We start from the raw sequence: 20255 nt of genomic DNA, 5'->3' as shown, positions 1-20255 counted from the left end.
CATCAGTGTGAAACGGAAGAACCGAATGTCGACGGCTTTGGCGGCAGGGGCAAGGGCGGGGGTGGAGTCGGAGCCGGTGCTTCGACGCTTGTCGACTTCCGGCTATGCCGATGTCGCGACGCGTGCGCTGCCTTCGGCCTTTTTGTTGCGAGGGCAATATCGTTGTCTTTGCTGTCTTCGAGAAGGCGCTGGCCGTCGAAAACGGCGGTATCGCAGTTTCTGCCGTTCTCGGATAGCACAGCGCATATCCTCGCCGCGGCTGCCGCGTCGGCCAGCGGCCCGGCGACCAGACGCAACTGCGTGCCGCTCCCGTTGTTGGTTTCCTTCAGCACGATGATCGGATGCAGCGGAGTCAGTTCTTTTGCCTCTAATTTCAGAAGACCTTGCCAAAGCGCTCGCAAACCTTTGATCGAACTCGCGCTTCCGAGATCGACGCCGAAATCTGTGCGCGGCGCCGGAACGGGGCTAGGGTATGAATGTGGCTGCACGGCATCTGCGATCGTAGAAATGGAGGCAGCTACGATTTGCGCTTCCTTATGATCAAGGTTTCGCTCGGGTTCGGATTCGGTCCCAAGGGTTGCCGTTTGATCTTGTCCGCGAGGCAGTGTTGCGGGCGGATCATGTGCGGCCGGCGCGGGCTGTGCTGCGGCTTCAGGCGCGATGGGTGTCGCAACCGCCGCGGATGATTCCTTTCCATGCGTGGTCGGCGTGAACGACGAACCTGCGGTGGGAGAGGGTGTTGGCTGAATGTTTGCGGACCTCGATGAAGCATCCGCGGGGGAGGAGGTGGTGATCAGGGGTTTCACCGCCGCCGCGGTGGTGGAAGCAACCGGTGCAGAGAGAGGCGCATCCGTAGAAGTATTTCCGGTTGTCGATGCGTCTAAACCCGATGAGTCCGGTTTTCTGGCTGGATCTGGCTCAATAGCCGGCGGCATGGAGGCCGTAATCGTTACGGCGTTGGTTCCTCGCGCCGCGTTCCGGCTAATGGAGCCGGTGACGGATTCGAATCCCTGTTCGAGCGCGGCGATACGGGCAAACAGCCGATCGCGATCACCGTTCAATGTGTCGATAGCGGACGAAAGTCGTCTTATTTCCTTCTTGGCCGCTTCCGCAATCTCCACATGCGACGATTGCTTTGCGAGATCGGTGGCGACGACTTGGTGGGGCCGGATACCGGCACCGGAATTGTAAGCCAGGAGAGCGACGATTACGGCCCCGACTGACCCGACGCCCCAGAAACCGAGCCGCAATAAAGCGCGGCGGTCGAATCCTTCCTCTTCGGCAAGAAAGCCGCCCGGCCAGCCACCGCTTTCGTTGGCCTGCACGCCTTCGGCTAAACCATTCTGATTCTTCGCCATAACGATGACGCCGGGCCCCCGCTCCGAATCGTGTCCGGATGTTAACAGGAAACCTGCTCGATCTCAGGGAGGTTGGCGGTTTTCACTTTCGACAAAAAAAGCTTAATGACGGCGACGTTTGATGCGCTAACCACGAGGATTCGAATGAACGGCCGGAGTTGTCTGACCATCGTGCTTGCAGCGGGTGAGGGGACACGGATGCGCTCCTCGCTGCCTAAAGTGCTGCATTCGGTCGGGGGGCAGACGCTGTTGTCGCATGTGTTGGCGGCCTCGCCGGGCGGACCGGGAACGTTGCTGGCGGTTGTTGTTGGTCCTGGCCATGAGGCTGTGGCCGATGAAGCGAGGCGGGTGCGGCCCGACGTCATGGCGTTCGTCCAGGACCAGCGCTTGGGAACAGCACACGCTGTCCTTGCAGCAAAGGAGGCTATCATCCGCGGCGCCGACGATCTGCTGATCGCGTTCGGCGACACGCCACTGATCTCGGCCGATACGTTCACGCGCATGCGAGCGCCATTACAGGCCGGTGCGTCACTGGCCGTGCTTGGCTTTCATGCCCGCAATCCTGCGGGGTACGGTCGGCTGATCGTGACCGATGGCCGGCTTACGGCGATCCGCGAGGAAGCGGATGCCAGCGATAACGAACGCCGCGTTACGCTTTGCAACGCTGGTGTTATGGCGTTCGACGGCAAGACGGCGCTGCAAATCATTGAAAAGATAGGCAACACCAACAGCAAGGGCGAATACTATCTCACCGATGCCGTCGGCATCGTTGGCGAGCTTGGTCTGACGGCGGCGGTGATCGAAACCAGCGAGGACGAGGTGCGCGGCATCAACACCAAGGCTCAATTGGCCGAGGCCGAACAGGTCATGCAGACACGATTGCGTGCGGCGGCGCTCGAAGCCGGAGTGACGATGGTGGCTCCCGAGACGGTCTTTCTTTCCGCTGACACCTCATTCGGCAAGGACGTGACCATCGAACCTTACGTAGTCATCGGGCAAGGCGTGACTATCGCCGACGGCGCGGCTATTCACGCATTCTCGCACTTGGTGCAGGCGTCAATCGGCAGGAACGCTTCTGTCGGTCCCTACGCCCGGCTGCGGCCGGGAACGTCGCTGGGCGAGGGCGCGCGGATCGGGAATTTCGTCGAGACCAAGGCCGCCGTTCTCGAAGCCGGAGCCAAGGTCAACCACCTGACTTATATCGGCGATGCCTGTGTCGGCGCCAACGCGAATATTGGTGCGGGAACCATTACCTGCAACTATGACGGCTTTAACAAGTATCGCACCGAGATCGGCGAGGGCGCCTTCGTCGGCTCCAATTCGTCCCTGGTCGCGCCGCTTAAGATCGGCGCCGGAGCTTATGTGGGATCGGGTTCGGTCATCACCAAAAACGTGCCTGACAACGCGCTTGCGGTCGGCCGCGGCCAGCAAACCCTGCGCGAGGGTTGGGCAAAGAGATTTCGCGAGATGAAGCTGCTCGCCAAAAAGCCGAAGAGCGGATGAAGAAGGAGCCATGGCGAGCAGGCCCCAGAGAACCGAAAGATTCACTCGTCTTCGAATTCGGAGAACATCGCCCGCGTGAGGCGCCAGCCGCGCGGCTTCGCCCGCTGTGGCTTCTCATCCGGGGTATGCCGGACGATCTTCGGCTTTGCGGCCGTGCTGCGGAAAGGCGGTGGCCAATGGGCAAGGCGGGATGACGTTTGCGCAAGCGAGCGGGTGGATGCTCGGGAAAAGCGATGCAGTCCGGTGCTCTTGAAATCGCGTGTATCGCTCACGTTCCATGGCTCCCCTATCATGGAATCTTTCTGCATAAACGTTGCGCGTTCGTTAAAAGAGCGCCCAAAAGTCGAATCGTGGCGACGCGCCATGGAGGGGGCGCAGGGCGGAGTGCTCAAAGCCTGGACAATTGGCGTGAGGCGATAAAATCCGTCGCGAAGCGTCGGAAAACAGCATAGTGTCTGGAATGCCTGCTCCGGTGACCCGCTTATCGACAGTGATCCCACAATCAGTCTACCTCACCGCACATTCAACGCATGTGCGCCCGTTTCCTTTTGGCGCACGGTTCCCGGTTGTTAGAGAGGAAGAAACGACATGAACAGCGAAATGAAGATTAAAATTGTCTTGGCAGTCATTCTCATCATCGCAACATTGCTGGGCCTCAACGCGCTGATCGCGGCTGTTCAGAAGAACGATCATGGGGCGACCCATACGAGCAGTGTCTGGCAGCAGGAACTGCCGCTGCAAACCAAAAGGATCCGGAAGGCTTGATACTTGTTAGGTGAGGATCCGGGAATTGATGAACCGTATGCTCCACGAGGGGTAACAGCCTCGGGTGGTTGAATCAGGCCCTTCCGGGCCTCCGTTTCATTTCCGTCTCGATTTCACCTATAGCCTAACGCAAGGCGAAAAGTGCTTGCTCATCTACCTCGAACGCGATGGAGCCAAGTTCGGTCGTCGCCAGCTCAATCGCGTAGCGACCGTCAGGCCGGATCAAAGGGCGCGAAGCCTTTACCGTGACGATGCTGAGTTGATCGGGGAAATTCAATACGTCCATCGGGAGACCCTCGGATGGGACGAAGGGAAAAGGCGCCCAGATCCCGATCATGCCCTTTTCTTGCGTGAGGAGTCGAGAGGGGTGGAAGCGAGATTTTATCGGATCTCATGCTTCGCAGCCAGTCGCTCGCGGTATGCTTCCAGTCCGCGTCGCCAATCCTGCCCGGGTTGCCATTCGCCCCTTTCGTCCATGGCGCCGGACTCAAGCATTGCGGCTGCGATCTCCCAGTGGCGGTCCACCCACCCCTGAATTTCCGATTCATTCATCTGATGAGACCGGCAGATTCGTTCTGCCATCGCTCGGGCAAGCGGTTCGATGTTTGATGACATGACATCTTGATAAATGTTGTTAGGTGCTGCGCGACAAACGGTGCTCTATCTAGATCCTGATCCCAATGGAAACCGGCTTTTTTGGGCAGGATCATGTTCGATCAAAGAGACGCTCACTCAATGTAGTCAGAACCAGAGTTTCGACCCATTGCGAAGAATGTGCGCATCCGCATCCGCTTGACGCGGGGGTGACCTAGTTTACCGGTGACCTTTTATCTCGCTGCACCATGTCGAGGATGGTTTGCAGCATTTGCGCCGCCTTCCGGTTGGTCAAATCTCCCTTGGAATGCGCTGCTATTCCTTGTTCCAGCATATCCGACGCCTTCTCAGTTGAGATAATTCCGCTCTCGATAAGACCCCAGAACGCGAACTGAGCCAGCGTGAATGCTGCGATTGCGGAACTTTCAGCTTCAATCTCAAGGTTTTCTTCTGCCATTTAAATCTCCTATGCTATGCGCTGAAGACGAAGGTTGAAATCTCATGCCCGCCAACGGAACGTGTAAAGGACTGAAGTTTTTCGTGCATGAGACGACGGCGTTGTAAGACGTGAGTTATGCGACGAAAGCTCCGACGGGTCACGCCTATCGAGCAGCACATCATAACTTTCCCGAGGTCTCGTGTACTGGCAGAGTTTCATGGCGGTGTTGGTGTTCGATGCCGGAACGCCAAAGCCGATGATAAGTGGCCCACGAAACTATCACTCACCAGTGAAACACGGCATGGCGGCGGGATCGGGTTGCGGCATGGCTATTCGTGCCCTATGCCGCGTGGGTCGCCTTCGCCTCGTTCCTCAACGCTTCGTTTCTTGCGCTGAACTGACCGAATGGACCGAGTCATCACCGTCAACGATCGGATGCAGAGCGGCTATCGCTATCGGTTGATGGCACCGTCCGGCCGTAATTTCGATCCTGCCTTCCGGCCCGAACTCACGCCGAAGCAGATGCTCGAACTCGGCGTGTTTTGCGGCAAATATCTGACCGATTGCCGGGACGAGTTTCCCGCGAACTGGTTCGCGCGGGCCAAGCTTTCACCCTCGGGCCGCGATTGTTCGCTCAATTATTTCGGCGTCGATGCCAGTCAGCCGCTTTCGGTCTGGCGAAGGAAAGGCTGGATTCATCCCGACGACCCGCGTGGTTGGTTCCAGTGGTATTGCCGCTATTACATCGGACGGCGCATGCCGGACGAGGACGCGCGCCAGATCGGCCGCTGGAAGGCGATGCGGCGGCATGTCTCTCAAGTCAGGAAGCATTGCGAGCCGGGCGATCCCATGTGCCGGCCGCGCCAACGGCAGGCGCTCTTGCATTGGGCCTATGACAGCCGGAAAATCTAGAAGGCATCCCCACGGTCCTGCGCAACCGGCTTTATACCGGCTGGTTCGAATGGAACGTGCTGGTCTGTAAAATGGCTCCCGGACTGGATTTTATTCCTTGTCCATCTTGGCAACGTGTATTGCCTTGACACGCGCCACGCCGAACATGGTCCAGGCGACGGACGCGATCGACAAGAATGGATGTCGAGGAACGCTACTGAGCAGCTTCGGCTCGTGCGGCCGCATCTGCGATTCCGGATCTGCATTGGCTCATCCGTTCAGCAAGCCTGTTGAATAGATCAGCATTGTTGGTCGGTTGTACAGAGAAGCTTAAGGACGCCCCCTCTTTCAGTGAGATGAAAGATGAGTCGTTCAGAAAGATAGAGCAAGGCATGGCATCGACATCGTTGGTCTGTGCAACTGAAAATTCCTGTGAATGCGCGAGCGTTGCGCTGATAATCAGCGCAATCACACTTAAGAAAAACTGTCTCATTTTCGGATGTCCTCAGCCCTGCAGCAGACCTGCCTCTGCGCCGTCCGCAGGTAAACAAAGAACCAATCAAAGTCCCTGTAAGCGCGGTGAATAGGCCCGCAGTGGCGGCAGATAACGGAGAAAAGATTAATGTTAGACGTTTAACAACAGGTTCTATTTGACCTCGGACGACACGCGCCAGATGCAGCGCGCGTTGGCGAAAATGCCGGTGAGCCCATCATGCCCACGTTGATCGACTTGGGCTTGGCGACTAGAGCGGCAGGTTTCCGGCCTGTCGCGGTTAAGCGGGAGCGGATGGTGAAGAGGAGGGCGGCGTCGGCGGCCGATGTCTCAATTGCATTTGAGAAATCAGCATACGCTGCCGTGGCCGCTCGAACACCGGTTTCGTTTTTCAGAAAATTCCGCTGCTGTCCCATCAGATGCTTCGCTCGGAAAAGCGCTCCGCTCGCTTTTTCCAGCTTGACTGTCTAGGATAGTGTTCACACTTTATTCTCTTTGGTCAAGCCATCCCAAACTGCGTTTCCCGCGGCATAGGAGCGTACACAGGAAGGGCGCAGGGGGCCTTTCGTCGTCAGTGATGCGAAAGGTGTGCCGGTCGCTTACGTGCCTTGCCGAGACGACCTTCAAAGCGTTCGTTTCGCCCATAATCACCTGACCTCGGATGAAGCCCGGCGCATTGCGAATGGCGCATCGGTTGATATGAATCAATTTGGACGGCGACCGCCAAGCAAATAATCATTCCCTCGAAGTCGTGAATGGCGTTCAAGTACGTATCTAAAGGGTGCGATCCTAATCTTAGGAGGCCCAAAGTCATGTTACTTAATCGGGTTCTCGTTGCTGGAGGTCTAGTCGCGGTCTTTCTGGTTTTCACCCTAAGTATGGCTTACCGATGAAAGCCCCGCGGCTATTAATCTAAAAAGCATCGTCGAGTGACGCTCCGTCCGCTGCTGGCGGCCGTCATCTAACAATCGCTGTCCGACGTCCTTCCATTTAGGGCGCGGGCCATGGCGCTCGGCGCCGGCGTGGCTGGCGGAACGTTTCTGGGCCGCGCGGTTTATCCAGCCGATGCAATTCGAGGAATGGTATCATGAAAAAGCGGGGACCATTTCCGAACGACGTGTTGGAGCGCGAAACGCGAGCTATCCAGGCCATTGATGCAGCCCACAAACTGCCTAGCGGTCCGGCGCGGATCGAGGCTCTTAAGGCGGCGGCAAAACTTCGTCCCGGTGACGCCGCGGGATCTCCGGTGACCGGAGCAAGCTGAATCTGTTTGGCCGACTAATGGATCGACCGGGCGATATGGTTTTCCGGTTGCTTATTTGTGCGTTGCCGCGGTCATCCACGCCGCTCGTTTTTGCACGCACCAGTCCTCGCCTGTCTATGCGGCTGGTTACGGGCAGCCAAAATACAAACCCCCGTCAGACCGTCAGACGACGGCAGCCACGCGCTGGCCGGTGCAGCTCATGCGGCGCGCTGAGGATCTAAGCGGGAACGCTGAGACTGAGATGGGCCTGCAAAAAGGCCCGCCAGAGGTGAGAAGACGCGGCGGGCCAATTTGGGTTCGGGGATCATGAAGCTGTGGGTCAACCCGTTCCAGTGATTTAATACAGCCGAAGGAAAGTTGTTCCCCGGGTTTGATACTGGAGGTGGGGTTGACGACAATGTGACTGCCGCATTGCGCTAGATCAAATAATGCGCCTGAAAGTGATGCTTGAATAATGCTTACGCTACGGGCCCGCCTGGGCCCTGTTTCTCCTCTGGACTGACCCGGCTGCCTTAACCAGCAGCCGGGTTTTTTTGCTTTTACCTATCCCTCGCCAGTTTCCGCTTTTCCCAATTGCGCCCCTTCCCATCCGGGAAATGACGCTGCCTCAATTAGCAATCCAGTCAGCTTGCCCTTCTCGCGAATGTAGGGGTCTATCCCTCCGGAAATTTCACGGAAATCTTCAGCCGAGAGTGCGCCTTTCGGTTCCACAACCAGCACGCCAGCATCGCTGAGAAGCTCGAACCTGATCACTGGACGTCTTCCTGTTTTCCTCCGGCCAGTCCCGGACTTGGGACATCGGGCGACGATTGGCCTTGATCTAAGTCAACCGGAAGTGAGTTTCGCTCGCGAGCCACCATGCCGCTGAGTGACGATTCTCAATCTCGGGATCTTCGTTGATCATGCTTCGAGGCGCCTGCGCCATCTAAGGACGAGAAGGTCTAGTATCTAACGCAACATCGAATCTAAGCCGATCCAGCACTTGCCGAATGTTAGGGCAGATAGCGCCGCCGCTGTGTTTGCATTTTAGCGCCATCTCCTCTTGTGAAAACGAGAAGGATTTTTCCGATCCGCTGCCCTCAACGTGGGCTTCGATGCCGCATTCGGGACATTTGATTGTGTCGGTGTCGCTTTGCATTTTTACATCCGAGAACAAAGAGTCGAGCCACAACTAAAAATCAATTCCTTCGCGGTAGGCAACTGCAAGCCATGCCGTTTCGCCTTCAGGGGTGATTTTACAGACAGGCATTGGGGCCTTGGATCTTGATCCACACTGACCACGTAGCCTCTGACTAAGAGCCGTTTAAGTGTATCATAGCCGGCTCCCCAGTCAGGCTGATGCCGCTCTTGCTTCGGTAATAATCGGCTAGAAGACGAGCACTGTGGCCGCGAACCCGGCGAGGACGCCGAACCCGGCGAGGACGCCGAACCTGACGTTGACGATGAACACAGTCTCGGCTGGGGCATGGGTAACGTCCAAGAGGGCGGTAGTTGGAGCGTCGTCACCGACCTTGAGGAAGGCATCGGCGCCGTCCGAAAGAAGTGGGCTGCGTCGCTGACGGCTGGGAAGGTACTGCGCTGGTGCGAGGTGCTGGCGCAGCACGAGTCACGCGCGAAGGCTCGCCTCGGAAACGTGGCGGGCTACTTCCAAAAGCAGGGAGAGATGGCGGGGAAGGCTGTTTTGATCTTTTGAAAAGAACAACAAAATCAGCTACTTTTCGCTGAAATAATGGCTCCCCGGGCTGGATTCGAACCAGCGACCATTCGATTAACAGTCGAATGCTCTACCACTGAGCTACCAGGGAACACGCGAAGCATCCTTCGCAAGACGGCAGCCTATAACAAAGCCCCCAACGCTTGCAAAGCAGAAAAGGGCACCCCGGCGCCTCTGGACAAAGGTAAGGTGAATCCGTCGAAGATCGTGCATTTCCTGCGACCGATGGAAAACGCTGCGACAAAATGCGACGGCAAATCAGGCATGCTTAGCAAGGGCTTGCATCGACCATGGGGGTGCCTTAGTCCTCCGAGAACTTTGGCACGGGTTAAGGATCGCTGATGTCTGATTTCTCGACCGCTCGCGGGAAAATGGTTGACGGTCAGGTACGGACCAGCGACGTCACCGATCCGCGGATTATCGACGCGATGATGGCGCTTCCGCGGGAGATTTTCGTTCCCGAGGATCGCCGCGCGCTGGCTTACCTGGATCTCGATCTGGACGTCAGCGAAAGGGGGGTGCCGAAACGGTATCTGATCAAGCCCATGGTCGTCGCCAAAACGATCCAGGCAGCTGAGATCAAAAGCACCGACAACGTTCTCGTGGTGGGCTGTGCTACCGGCTATACCGCCGCGTTGGCGGCGAAGCTCGCGGATCGAGTGACGGCGACCGAGAGCGATCCGGCGCTGGCGGCGAAGGCATCGGACATTCTCGCAAGCCTCGGACTCGGTCACGTGACCATCGTTACGGCGGCGGCGTGCAAAGGAGCGCCCGCCCACGCACCTTACGACGTCATCATTTTGGAGGGTGCGACCGAGATTGCTCCAGATACGCTTTACGGACAGCTCGCTGGCGAGGGTCGCCTGGTTGGCGTGTTTGCCATGAGTGGCGCGCCTCGGGCGGTCATCGTTACCCACTCGCATTCCGATTTCGGACGCAGGGCTCTCTTCGATGCGTCGGTTCCGGTCCTGCCGGGCCTCGAACAACCACCAGCCTTTGTATTTTAACGAAGCAGTTCCGACGTCGCGCGGTCCGGTCAAAAGCCATAGGGTTACCGGGTTCTTATTGATGCCCGCCGGACCTGGAATCCTTGTTTTTGCCAACCCTCGGGCATACGTTCCGCATAGCTTCGGCCAAACGCCGGCCGCCGACTTGGAGGGTTGCAGATGGGTTCACTGAGCATCTGGCACTGGATCGTGGTGGTCGCGGTGATCCTGCTGCTGTTCGGCCGCGGCAAAATTTCCGACCTGATGGGTGACGTCGCGCAGGGCATCAAGGCCTTCAAAAAGGGCATGAAGGACGATGAGAATACTGCGGAAAAGTCCGAACCCGTGAAAACGATCGATCACAATGCGGACGGGTCCGGTGCGGCACGGTCTAACACCGGCAGCAAGGTCATCTAACGCAGGCTCCGCGCGAGGCCGTTTATCCGCAGTGATACATAATCGAGGCGCGACAACCAGGGATGCCGTACTATCGAAACGCATATCCCTGTGCCGGCTTAAAGCAAGATCTGACAAGACGGGACGTCGGCTGCGGTGCGGAAACCGACGCAAGCCTCGCGTGAGCGGAAAGTTTCATGTTCGACATCGGGTGGAGTGAACTGCTCGTCATCGCGGTCGTCGCGCTGATCGCCATCGGCCCCAAGGAGCTGCCTGGCGTGCTGCGCACGATCGGCCAGTGGATGGGCAAGGCACGCAGGATGGCGGCTGAATTTCAGGGTCATTTCAACGAGGCCATGCGTGAGGCCGAAATGGCCGACCTGAAAAAATCCTTCGACGAGGTGCGCGATGCGACCAGCGGTCTGACCCGTGGCAACCTGATGACCCGGCTAACCGACTCGCTCGGCGAGCCGCCTAGGCTCGAGGACCTCGACAAGCCATCCACAACCGCCAACTCCGCTTCCGTGAGCGGATCGGCCGCACCGGAAGCCGGGGTTCCTGAGACTTTGACGCAAGCCGACGTCGAGGCGAGCGCATCCGGGCCGCTGGTGATCACGCCGGAGGTTCAGGATGCGACTCCTGTTGAACCGCCTGCGGCTGCGCCGAAAACGCCGCACGAGGCGGGCAGGGACGAGACGATCAGGGACGCCAAAGCGTCATGAGCGACGAAGACATCGAGGCCAGCAAGGCCCCCCTGATGGATCATCTGATCGAACTGCGCTCGCGGTTGATCAAGGCGCTGGTCGGCTTCGGCGTGGCATTTATTGCCTGCTTCTTCTTCGCCAGGCAGATTTACAACATCCTGATATGGCCGTTTGTCTGGGTCGCAGGGCCGGAGAACTCGAAATTCATCTACACCGCGCTGCTCGAATATTTCATCACCCAGCTCAAGCTCGCGTTGTTCGGCGCCGCCTTCATTTCGTTTCCGATCGTGGCGACGCAGATCTACAAGTTCGTGGCGCCCGGACTCTACAAACATGAACGCAACGCTTTCCTGCCGTACCTGATTGCGACCCCGGCGTTCTTCGTGTTGGGCGCGACGGTGGTGTATTTCGCGGTGCTGCCGATGCTGGTGCGGTTCTCGCTCGGGATGCAGCAGATGGCCGGTCCCGAAACCGCGGAAATCCAGTTGCTGCCCAAGGTCGGCGAGTTCCTGTCGCTGACGATGTCGTTGATCTTCGCCTTCGGCATCGCCTTCCAGTTGCCGGTGATCCTGACGCTCCTGGGGCGGATCGGCGTCGTCACAGCGAAAATGCTGCGCGCCAAGCGTCGCTATTTCATCGTCGGCGCGTTTGTCATCGCGGCGGTGCTGACGCCGCCAGACGTGCTGAGCCAGATGTCCTTGGCGCTGCCGCTGCTCCTGCTTTACGAAGGCTCGATTCTCGCCGTGGCTGTCGTGGAGAAGAAAGCGGCCAAGCCGTCTGCCTCCGCCGCCACCTCGCCGCCAGCGGAAAACCCGGCGGAGTAGAGCGCCACTGTTTCCAATCGCAGCCGTTCAGGCTACTGAATGCCCGTTTTCGCGGGCAAAGACCTTCGTGGACTTCAACCGCTTTCTTTTCCGGGGCCGATTTTCCATGCACGACATCAAAGCGATCCGCGACAACCCGCAAGCGTTCGACGCCGCGCTGAAGCGGCGGGGGCTTGAATCGCTGTCGTCGTCGCTGCTCGCGATCGATGAGAAACGCCGCGCGGCAATTCTGGAGTCGGAGCAGGCGCAGGCGCGCCGCAACGCGGCTTCGAAGGAAATCGGCGAGGCCAAGAAGGCCAAGGACGACGCGCGTGCCGCGAAGCTGATGGCGGAGGTCGCCGAGCTCAAGACCACCATGCCCGAGAGGGAAGCGGCGGCGAAGGCGGCGGATGATGAGCTCCGCAAGGAGCTTGCGCAAATTCCGAACCTTCCGCTCGACGAGGTGCCCGACGGCGCGGACGAGCACGGCAATGTGCGGCGTCATGTGTTCGGCAAGAAGCGCGACTATGCGTTTACGCCAAAGCCGCACGACGATCTTGGCGGCGCGCTCGGCGACATGGATTTCGAGGCAGCGGCAAAATTGTCGGGCGCGCGCTTCGTGGTACTGAAACGCGGGCTGGCGCGGCTCGAACGCGCGATCGGACAGTTCTTTCTCGACGTTCACACCGGCGAGCACGGCTATACCGAGGTCAACCCGCCGCTTTTGGTGCGCGACGACGCGATGTTTGGAACGGCGCAGTTGCCGAAGTTTGAGGAGGATCAGTTTTGGACTGATCCTCGGACGCCCGAATGGTTTGAAAAAACCTACGAGCAAATAAACAGCGGCGCCAAGAGCACACTTGGTCCGGGCGAAAGATCGTTTACGCGTGCCGAGTTGGATGCAATCGTGGAAAAAGTGGCAAAGAACGCCGCTTCTTATCTTTTAATAGCAGACACGTTCGCGACAATGGAAATCGGAGGTGAGAGGCCGCTTCTTCCAAAACGTCTTGGCCTCATCCCCACGGCCGAAGTCTCACTCACAAACCTCGTCCGTGAATCTATCCTCGATGAAAAAGAACTGCCGGTGCGGCTCACCGCGCTGACGCCGTGTTTCCGCGCTGAAGCGGGCGCTGCCGGTCGCGATACGCGCGGCATGATCCGACAGCACCAATTCACCAAGGTCGAACTGGTCTCGATCACGACGCCGGAAACCTCAAAAGACGAGCATGAGCGGATGCTGTCATGCGCGGAAGAAGTGCTGCGCCGGCTCGACCTGCATTACCGCGTGATGACGCTGTGCACCGGCGACATGGGTTTCGCTTCGCAAAAGACCTACGACATCGAGGTCTGGATGCCGGGGCAAGGCGAGGGCGGCGCCTACCGCGAGATTTCATCCTGCTCGGTGTGCGGCGATTTCCAGGCGCGGCGCATGGACGCGCGTTATCGCGCAAGCGACGGCAAACCGCGCTTCGTGCATACGCTCAACGGCTCAGGCACCGCCGTCGGCCGCGCGCTGATCGCGGTGATGGAAACCTATCAGCAGGCGGACGGCTCCATCGCCGTACCCGATGTCTTGCAGCCTTACATGGGCGGCCTGAAGGTGATCGCGAAAGGCACGTAGTCGCGCGGGGACTTTTGCCTTCGGAATTAGCCTGGACGGCGAGTTTGCCAGCCTCGGCCGGGCCGGATATGAGATGTCCCCGAACGGCTAGAGCGTTTCCGCTTCTGATAGAACAGAAGCGGGGCTCTATGGTTTTGATTTGACGCGTTTTCTTCACGCGAACCGCTATCCACTTCGCTCGAAAGCGCTCTCGCAGCGGCCGAAAGAGGCACTCTCACGAATGCGGATTCTCTGTACCAACGATGACGGCATCCACGCACCGGGCCTCGAAATCATCGAGCAGATCGCAAAGGAGCTGTCCGACGATGTCTGGGTGGTCGCACCTGAGCACGATCAGTCCGGCGTCTCGCATTCGCTGACGCTCAACGATCCGCTGCGGCTGCGCCAGCTCGGACCTCGCCATTTCGCGGTGAAGGGCACGCCGACCGATTGCGTGATCATGGGATCGCGGCACATTCTCGGCGACAAAGGTCCGGATCTTGTGCTGTCCGGTGTCAATCGCGGCCGTAACCTCGCCGAGGACGTGGTGTATTCCGGCACCATCGCGGGAGCGCTCGAGGGCACGATGCTCGGGCTACCGTCTTTCGCGCTGTCGCAGGAGTTCAGCCTGGAGACCGGCGACAGGCCGGTGTGGGAAACCGCGCTTACGTTCGCGCCGCAGATCCTCCGTAAGGTGATCGACATCGGCATCCCGAAGAACACGGTGGTCAACGTCAATTTTCCGGCCTGCGCGCCGGAGGAGGTGGCCGGGGTGCTGGTGACGCGGATGGGGAAGCGCAATCTCGGTTTTCTCAAGATCCATGAACGGCGCGACGGCCGCGGCAATCCGTACTTCTGGATCGGATTCGAGAAGGCCGACGCCGTGGATACACCCGCGTCGGGGACCGATCTCGCGGCGATCGCGGCGCAATGCGTTTCGGTGACACCGCTGCGGTTGGACCGCACCGACGATGCGTTCGGCGAGATCTTGAAGGCGCGCTTCAAGTAGACTTGCTTGGTGTCTTGTCGCTTGCAAAAATAACGGCCGACTTCAAGGCAGCCGTTCGCCGTTTTGTTCGGCTGGCTCAGGCCGCGGCACTGCCCTTGAGCGTGCGCTGGATCACGGCGGCAAGACCATCCATCTGGAAGGGTTTCTGCAAGGATGGACGGTTGCGATATTCGGGCGGAAGCCCTTGCGTGCCATAGCCCGTTGCGAAGATGAAGGGCCGGTTGCGGGCCGCGATAACCTCGGCCACAGGGGAAATCAGCTTTCCGTTGACGTTGACGTCGAGAATCGCGACGTCAAAGTTAGTGGTATGCGCGAGCTCCAGAGCTTGCTCGATGTCGCCCGCTTCGGCGGCGATGCTATAGCCGAGTTCCTCCAGCATATCCGCAACCATCATGCGGATCATCACCTCGTCTTCGACGAGGAATACCGAGCCGCCGGGCGGCCTTGTTGGTACCATGGTAGAAATCTCGATCTTTCGGCCAACGCAGGGTCGCAAATTATGCGGACGAACGCAATCCGTGCCGTTGTCGCGCCCGGGCAGGACGGCCTGAGCCGTCGCGCCGGCTGTTTCCGCCGGAACAAATACTTGTCCCGCCGGATTGACCCGGCGGGTGATCTGCGCAGATTGCGTCAACTTATCGTGGTAATCGTTCGGCGAAGCGCCAGCGCTTGAGAGTTCGCCCATGCCCCCCGCGGATCGTTTGCCGCCCGAAAAGATGATGTTTCAGCTAAACCTGCGGCGACGCGGTATTAGCGATCAGCGCGTGCTTCGCGCGATGGATAACGTCCCGCGCGATGCTTTCGTCGAACGGGACGATCGCGAGGATGCCTGGTGCGATACCGCGCTCGGCATCGCCTGCGGGCAAACCATCAGCCAGCCTTTCGTCGTGGCCTACATGACCGAGCGGCTGGAATTGCGTGACGATGACCGGGTGCTGGAGATCGGCACCGGCTCAGGCTATCAGACCGCTATTCTGTCGCGCCTTTGCCGCGAGGTCGTGACTATCGAACGATATCGGGTGCTCGCGGATCGCGCCCGTGCCCGGCTGGAGCAACTCAGTTACGATAATATAGAAGTTCTGCTGGGGGATGGCTTCGACATTCCTGCCGGAGTAGGGCAGTTCGATCGCATCATGGTCACTGCGGCAATGGAGCAGATTCCAGAGGCGCTGACGACCCGGCTTGAGCCCGACGGGCTTTTGATCGCGCCTGTCGGTCCGCAGAACGGACGTCAGACACTGATCCTCCTGCGACGTGCCGCCGCCGGAATTATCCGCAAGGAGCTGATCGACGTCCGCTTCGTGCCGGCGCTGCCAGGTATCGCCCGCGAACTCTAACCCGGCCCCCCGCCCGGCGGCTGCCGCAACACATTGTTCCAGCGATGTTAATTTTGAAGGCGGCGGCGTGTCAGGGTTAAAGGCTTGTTTACTGCCGGGGGTGTTTACTCAATTTGTATCAAGTTGCGTATGAGTGAGTAACATGTCCCGTGTCGTCGAGTTGCTTTACTCGCGTCGCGTACCGCAAGTAGCGGTGCTGGCGCTGGTGTCCATCGGTTTTGCCGGATGCAGCGCGGACATGTCCTCGCGCCTCGCTCAAATCGACCCCCAGCAATCAAATTTCGGATGGCAGCGCGACACGACCGGCGCGGTGCCTGCGGCGCCCGCCGCTCCCGTGGCTCCAATTCAACGCAGCGAGTTGCCGCAGTATTCGCGCCCGCAATACCAATCCCAACCGCTGCCTCCGATATCGACGCCAAAATCCTATCCGGTTGCATCGGGCAATGAACGCAGCATCGCTTCGCATGCGGCTCCCGTGCACCCGATCGAGCCCGCCAGTGCTGTCACAGCGCGGGACGGCTGGAATCATAGCGGCGGCACCCCGATCATTGTCGGCACCAGCGATACGCTGGAAGGATTGTCGCGCCGATATGGTGTATCCACTGCTGAAATCCTGAAGGCCAACGGCTACCACGGTCCTCGCCGGTTGCAACCTGGCCAGCGGCTGATCATTCCGAAGCGCGCGTCAGTGGCGGATACCCAAACAGCTCCGGCCGCGAAGCCTGCGGTCGCTATGGCTGCGTCCGGCACCCACTACGTCAATCGCGGCGACACGCTGATGAGCATCGCGCGTCGCAATCACGTTTCCGTCGGAGAGCTTGCTCGCGCGAACGGATTGCAATCGGACGCGAAACTGACGACCGGCATGAAGATCACAGTGCCAACGAAGGTCGCTGTGGCGTCCGCGCAGCCTGTTGCCGTTCCGACCGCGCCTCTTGCTACACCTGCGCCTATGCCGGCGGTTCACGCGGCTGCTGCGCCCGCAGGTCCGGTGCAGAAGGTCAACCTCGCGGTTGCGACGGCGACACCCGAAGCAGCCGTGATCAAACATGCGGTGAAAGACGCAGAGGCAACCGGCGCTTTGCCGACATTCCGCTGGCCGGTGCGTGGCCGCGTGATCACGGCCTATGGCGCCCGGACCAACGGTAAATCCAATGACGGCATCAACGTCGCCGTACCCGAGGGCACACCGGTAAAGGCTGCCGAGGATGGCGTCGTTGCTTATGCCGGCAACGAACTTAAGGGCTATGGCAACCTGGTCCTGGTTCGGCACTCCAACGGATACGTGACCGCATATGCCCACGCGAGTGATGTGCTGGTGAAGCGCGGAGATTCTATCAAGCGCGGACAGGTCATTGCCAAATCAGGTCAGTCGGGCGAAGCGGGGTCGCCGCAGCTTCACTTTGAGATCCGAAAGGGATCGACACCGGTTGACCCACTGAACTTCCTCAATGGGGCATGAGATTTTCAGCGGTTCCGTTAGTCTAGAGTAGTATACACCTGAGTTGGCCGCGAAGTTCGCTTCGCGGCCAACTCCGTTTTGATTTGGCGCACGAAGGGTGTCGGGCCGGGGACCATTGAACTTGTGGGAATCAATGCTCATGGCAGATGCTATCGCATGACGTCCGATGTGCGTGAGAAGGGGCGCGCGGTCGAGGTATTTGCGGCATTTTTGAAGCTCGGCCTGACAGCATTCGGCGGTCCCGTTGCTCATCTCGGCTACTTCCGCGACGAATTCGTGATCAAGCGGAAATGGCTTGAAGAGAAGGACTTCGCTGATCTTGTCGCGCTGTGTCAGTTCTTGCCGGGCCCTGCATCCAGCCAGGTCGGCATAGCCATCGGTCTGGCGCGCGCCGGTTACGCGGGAGCGGTCGCGGCGTGGACGGCGTTCACGCTGCCGTCGGCTCTGGCACTGGTTACATTCGCCTACGGCATATCCTTGTTCGGGAGCGCGTTGGGTAGCGGGTGGCTGCACGGCCTGAAGGTGGCCGCCGTCGCAGTGGTGGCGCTCGCGATTCTCGGCATGGCGCGAACGCTGACGCCCGATCGCGAGCGCGCCAGCGTCGCGGCGTTGGCAGCCGTCACGGCGCTGGTGATCGCTTCAGTCTGGGGGCAGATCGGCGCGATCGTTGTCGGTGCGATCGCCGGCATGACCGTGTTGAAGTGCGAGGCCGTACCGGCGGATCACTTCGGTGCAACACCGCGGACGAACGGGGCGATTGCGGTATTCGCGCTGGCGGTATTCGCCACTTTGCTCGTGGGATTGCCTGTCGTGTCGGCCGTCTCAGGCAATGCGGATTTGCGGCTCTTCGATACCTTTTTCCGCACCGGTTCGCTTGTGTTCGGCGGCGGACATGTGGTGCTGCCGCTGCTCCAGGCGCAGGTGGTGCCGCCGGGATGGGTAAGTAACGATGCGTTCCTGGCGGGCTATGGCGCTGCGCAAGCCGTGCCGGGGCCGCTTTTCACGTTTTCCGCCTATCTCGGCGCGACGATCGGCGGCTGGAAAACGGCTGCGCTGTGTCTTGTTGCGATCTTCCTGCCGTCCTTCCTGCTCGTCATCGGCGTGATGCCGTTCTGGGACGGATTGCGGCGGCGGACCGCGACGAGGGCGATGCTGCGCGGCATCAACGCCGCGGTCGTAGGCCTTTTGCTGGCCGCCTTTTACAATCCAGTCTGGACCTCGGGCATCCTGTCCAAGGGAGACTTCGGGCTGGCTGTGGTTGCCTTTGTGTTGTTGCTCGTGTGGCGAACGCCGCCCTGGCTGGTCGTTGTCGGTTGCGCCGTCTGCGCGGAGCTGCTGGCGGCGCTGTGAATTTGCGGCAGGTCGATTACGTCGCGATCCGCACGCCAAGCCGGCCTGCGAGCTCCTGCGTAAATTGCCAGGCAACGCGGCCGGAGCGCGAGCCGCGCGTGGTCGACCATTCCAGCGCCTCCCGTTTCAGTTCAGTATCGTCGAGCTTGATGCCGAAGTGGGAGCAATATCCGTGCACCATCGCGAGATAGTCATCCTGGCTACATTGATGAAAGCCGAGCCAAAGGCCGAAGCGGTCAGATAGTGAGACCTTTTCCTCGACGGCCTCGCCGGGATTGATCGCGGTCGATCGCTCGTTCTCGATCATGTCGCGCGACAGCAGGTGACGACGGTTTGATGTCGCGTACAGGATGACGTTGCCGGGGCGTCCTTCGATACCGCCCTCGAGCGCGGCCTTTAGCGACTTGTACGAAGCGTCATTGCCGTCAAACGAGAGGTCGTCGCAAAATACGATGAAACGAAACTCGGATGAGCGAAGCAGTTCCATCAGGCCGGGGAGGCTTTCGATGTCCTCGCGGTGAATTTCGATCAGCTTGAGCAGGCCGCCGACTTCGGCATTGACACTGGCATGTGCCGCCTTCACCAGCGACGACTTGCCCATGCCGCGCGCTCCCCAGAGCAGGGCATTGTTCGCTGGCAGGCCCTTGGCAAAGCGAACAGTGTTCTCCATCAGGATATCGCGCACTCGGTCGATGCTCTTGAGCAGGCCAAGATCGACGCGGCTGACTCGCGAAACCGGCATCAATCGTCCGTCAGGATGCCAGACGAAGGCGTCGGCGCGTTTCATGGCAGCGTGATTGTCGGTCCGTTCAGTGGCGGCAGTCGTGGCGTCGGCGATCACTTCGAGAGCACGGGCGATCCGGTCCGCGGCATCGGACGCAACGGCCGCTTTCCGACCTTTTGTCGCGCTCCCCCGACGACCGGAGTGATCTCCTGGTGCCTTAAGAGGGGTCTTTCGAAGGCTTGTTTTCCGAGACTTTTTCGCCATCTTTGCCTTTCCTGAGCGCGCACCCTTAGCGAGGTGACCTGGCTCCTGCAAGCAGCGGAATAATGAGGCCCGATCAAGGGTCTGGTGGCGTTGCAATTGGGACCGTGGCCGCTATAGTCCGCGCGAATTTGCCCTTGATCGGCCTGACTCTGTGCTCGTGCCGGTTTGCTCCCAAGGAATAGCCCGAATGTTTATTACCCCTGCCTTTGCCCAGGCCGCCGGCGCCACCGACACCAACAACTTGTTGATGTCGCTGCTGCCCTTCGCGCTGATCTTCATCATTATGTATTTTCTGATCATCCGGCCCCAGCAAAAGAAGGCGAAAGAGCACAACGAATTGGTGAAAAATATCCGTCGAGGTGACACCGTCATCACGTCAAGCGGTCTCGTCGGAAAGGTCACCAAAGTGGTGGATGACGACCAGATCGAGTTCGAGATAGCGGACGGCGTCCGGGTGCGGCAGATGCGGCAGATGATTTCGATTGTCCGCGCCAAGGGCGAGCCGGCCAAGGGCGAGCCGACGAAAGGTGAGTCGGCAAAGGGCGCCGCTAAAGGGGATGGCTCCAAGGACGACGCCGCGGCGAGCTAGGTGGTCCAGG

General features: G+C 59.6%; 23 protein-coding genes, 1 tRNA gene and 1 pseudogene. 16 read left to right on the top strand and 9 right to left on the bottom strand.

Annotated elements, in window-relative coordinates; translation table 11 throughout:
- Positions 1–2: 2 nt before the first annotated feature.
- Positions 3–1358 carry a hypothetical protein gene (locus ACM561_RS09375; protein ID WP_425904622.1) on the bottom strand — a complete coding sequence of 452 codons (1356 nt, stop codon included), beginning with the start codon at positions 1356–1358 and terminating at the stop codon, positions 3–5.
- Positions 1359–1502: 144 nt separating this feature from the next.
- On the opposite strand from ACM561_RS09375, the gene glmU reads away from it, so the two are divergent.
- On the top strand, positions 1503–2861 hold the full coding sequence (glmU, locus tag ACM561_RS09370; RefSeq protein ID WP_425904620.1) for a bifunctional UDP-N-acetylglucosamine diphosphorylase/glucosamine-1-phosphate N-acetyltransferase GlmU: 1359 nt from the start codon (positions 1503–1505) through the stop codon (positions 2859–2861).
- 41 nt (positions 2862–2902) lie between these two features.
- On the opposite strand, the gene ACM561_RS09365 is transcribed toward glmU, so the two are convergent.
- Positions 2903–3133 (bottom strand): hypothetical protein, encoded by a 231-nt coding sequence (locus ACM561_RS09365; protein WP_425904618.1) that lies wholly within the window; start codon positions 3131–3133, stop codon positions 2903–2905.
- Between the two features lie 316 nt (positions 3134–3449).
- On the opposite strand from ACM561_RS09365, the gene ACM561_RS09360 reads away from it, so the two are divergent.
- Positions 3450–3626: a hypothetical protein gene (locus tag ACM561_RS09360; RefSeq protein ID WP_425904616.1), complete on the top strand. Its 177-nt coding sequence runs from the start codon at positions 3450–3452 to the stop codon at positions 3624–3626.
- Positions 3627–3750: 124 nt separating this feature from the next.
- Here the strand turns inward: ACM561_RS09360 and ACM561_RS09355 are convergent, their stop codons facing one another.
- Positions 3751–3912, bottom strand: coding sequence for a hypothetical protein (locus tag ACM561_RS09355; RefSeq protein WP_425904614.1), 162 nt, complete (start codon positions 3910–3912; stop codon positions 3751–3753).
- A 522-nt stretch (positions 3913–4434) separates the two neighbouring features.
- Positions 4435–4677, bottom strand: a complete 243-nt coding sequence (locus tag ACM561_RS09350) for a hypothetical protein (RefSeq protein ID WP_425904612.1) — start codon at positions 4675–4677, stop codon at positions 4435–4437.
- A 281-nt stretch (positions 4678–4958) separates the two neighbouring features.
- Between ACM561_RS09350 and ACM561_RS09345 the strand changes: the two are divergent.
- Both ACM561_RS09345 and ACM561_RS09340 read left to right on the top strand, forming a co-directional pair.
- Positions 4959–5060: pseudogene (locus tag ACM561_RS09345) on the top strand (tryptophan-rich sensory protein); the annotation flags it as partial.
- 4 nt (positions 5061–5064) lie between these two features.
- Complete coding sequence (locus ACM561_RS09340; RefSeq protein WP_425904611.1) at positions 5065–5571, top strand: hypothetical protein; 507 nt, start codon at positions 5065–5067, stop codon at positions 5569–5571.
- Positions 5572–5764: 193 nt separating this feature from the next.
- Here the strand turns inward: ACM561_RS09340 and ACM561_RS09335 are convergent, their stop codons facing one another.
- Positions 5765–6043 (bottom strand): hypothetical protein, encoded by a 279-nt coding sequence (locus tag ACM561_RS09335; RefSeq protein ID WP_425904609.1) that lies wholly within the window; start codon positions 6041–6043, stop codon positions 5765–5767.
- 1087 nt (positions 6044–7130) lie between these two features.
- Between ACM561_RS09335 and ACM561_RS09330 the strand changes: the two genes are divergently transcribed.
- Entirely contained in the window at positions 7131–7307 is a 177-nt protein-coding gene (locus tag ACM561_RS09330; protein ID WP_425904608.1) for a hypothetical protein, read from the top strand.
- 543 nt (positions 7308–7850) lie between these two features.
- Here the strand turns inward: ACM561_RS09330 and ACM561_RS09325 are convergent.
- Positions 7851–8060: a hypothetical protein gene (locus ACM561_RS09325; RefSeq protein ID WP_425904606.1), complete on the bottom strand. Its 210-nt coding sequence runs from the start codon at positions 8058–8060 to the stop codon at positions 7851–7853.
- 712 nt (positions 8061–8772) lie between these two features.
- On the opposite strand from ACM561_RS09325, the gene ACM561_RS09320 reads away from it, so the two are divergent.
- On the top strand, positions 8773–9000 hold the full coding sequence (locus ACM561_RS09320; RefSeq protein WP_425904605.1) for a hypothetical protein: 228 nt from the start codon (positions 8773–8775) through the stop codon (positions 8998–9000).
- A gap of 37 nt (positions 9001–9037) precedes the next feature.
- Here ACM561_RS09320 and ACM561_RS09315 read toward each other — a convergent pair.
- Positions 9038–9112, bottom strand: a tRNA-Asn gene (locus tag ACM561_RS09315).
- Positions 9113–9362: 250 nt separating this feature from the next.
- Here ACM561_RS09315 and ACM561_RS09310 point away from each other — a divergent pair.
- The 6 genes from ACM561_RS09310 to surE all read left to right on the top strand — a co-directional run bounded on the left by ACM561_RS09310 (position 9363) and on the right by surE (position 14519).
- Positions 9363–10028 (top strand): protein-L-isoaspartate O-methyltransferase family protein, encoded by a 666-nt coding sequence (locus tag ACM561_RS09310; protein ID WP_425904603.1) that lies wholly within the window; start codon positions 9363–9365, stop codon positions 10026–10028.
- A 159-nt stretch (positions 10029–10187) separates the two neighbouring features.
- On the top strand, positions 10188–10424 hold the full coding sequence (locus ACM561_RS09305; protein ID WP_425904602.1) for a twin-arginine translocase TatA/TatE family subunit: 237 nt from the start codon (positions 10188–10190) through the stop codon (positions 10422–10424).
- Between the two features lie 176 nt (positions 10425–10600).
- On the top strand, positions 10601–11125 hold the full coding sequence (gene tatB / locus ACM561_RS09300; RefSeq protein WP_425904600.1) for a Sec-independent protein translocase protein TatB: 525 nt from the start codon (positions 10601–10603) through the stop codon (positions 11123–11125).
- Positions 11122–11931 (top strand): twin-arginine translocase subunit TatC, encoded by an 810-nt coding sequence (tatC, locus tag ACM561_RS09295; RefSeq protein ID WP_425904599.1) that lies wholly within the window; start codon positions 11122–11124, stop codon positions 11929–11931. Before tatB ends, tatC begins: the two co-directional genes overlap by 4 nt.
- Positions 11932–12037: 106 nt before the next feature.
- Entirely contained in the window at positions 12038–13531 is a 1494-nt protein-coding gene (serS, locus tag ACM561_RS09290) for a serine--tRNA ligase (protein ID WP_425904597.1), read from the top strand.
- A gap of 220 nt (positions 13532–13751) precedes the next feature.
- Complete coding sequence (gene surE / locus ACM561_RS09285; protein ID WP_425909697.1) at positions 13752–14519, top strand: 5'/3'-nucleotidase SurE; 768 nt, start codon at positions 13752–13754, stop codon at positions 14517–14519.
- 76 nt (positions 14520–14595) lie between these two features.
- Here surE and ACM561_RS09280 read toward each other — a convergent pair whose 3' ends face one another.
- Positions 14596–14976 (bottom strand): response regulator, encoded by a 381-nt coding sequence (locus ACM561_RS09280; RefSeq protein ID WP_425909695.1) that lies wholly within the window; start codon positions 14974–14976, stop codon positions 14596–14598.
- A 226-nt stretch (positions 14977–15202) separates the two neighbouring features.
- Between ACM561_RS09280 and ACM561_RS09275 the strand changes: the two genes are divergently transcribed.
- The 3 genes from ACM561_RS09275 (at position 15203) to chrA (ending at position 18668) form a co-directional block, all read left to right on the top strand.
- Entirely contained in the window at positions 15203–15856 is a 654-nt protein-coding gene (locus ACM561_RS09275; RefSeq protein ID WP_425904596.1) for a protein-L-isoaspartate(D-aspartate) O-methyltransferase, read from the top strand.
- Positions 15857–15998: 142 nt separating this feature from the next.
- Complete coding sequence (locus ACM561_RS09270; protein ID WP_425904595.1) at positions 15999–17318, top strand: peptidoglycan DD-metalloendopeptidase family protein; 1320 nt, start codon at positions 15999–16001, stop codon at positions 17316–17318.
- Positions 17319–17474: 156 nt separating this feature from the next.
- Positions 17475–18668 carry a chromate efflux transporter gene (gene chrA / locus ACM561_RS09265; protein ID WP_425904594.1) on the top strand — a complete coding sequence of 398 codons (1194 nt, stop codon included), beginning with the start codon at positions 17475–17477 and terminating at the stop codon, positions 18666–18668.
- Between the two features lie 16 nt (positions 18669–18684).
- Here the strand turns inward: chrA and ACM561_RS09260 are convergent, their stop codons facing one another.
- The gene (locus tag ACM561_RS09260) at positions 18685–19656 is read right to left on the bottom strand and encodes an ATP-binding protein (RefSeq protein WP_425904592.1); all 972 of its coding nucleotides are present in this window, start codon (positions 19654–19656) and stop codon (positions 18685–18687) included.
- 187 nt (positions 19657–19843) lie between these two features.
- On the opposite strand from ACM561_RS09260, the gene yajC reads away from it, so the two are divergent.
- Entirely contained in the window at positions 19844–20245 is a 402-nt protein-coding gene (gene yajC / locus ACM561_RS09255; protein WP_079446897.1) for a preprotein translocase subunit YajC, read from the top strand.
- Positions 20246–20255 lie beyond the last annotated feature (10 nt).

Source organism: Nitrobacter sp. TKz-YC02 (genome assembly GCF_049852135.1).
Taxonomy (GTDB): Bacteria; Pseudomonadota; Alphaproteobacteria; order Rhizobiales; family Xanthobacteraceae; genus Nitrobacter; species Nitrobacter vulgaris.
The sequence above is the reverse complement of the archived record's forward strand: the minus strand, read 5'-3'. Positions and strand labels throughout refer to the sequence as shown.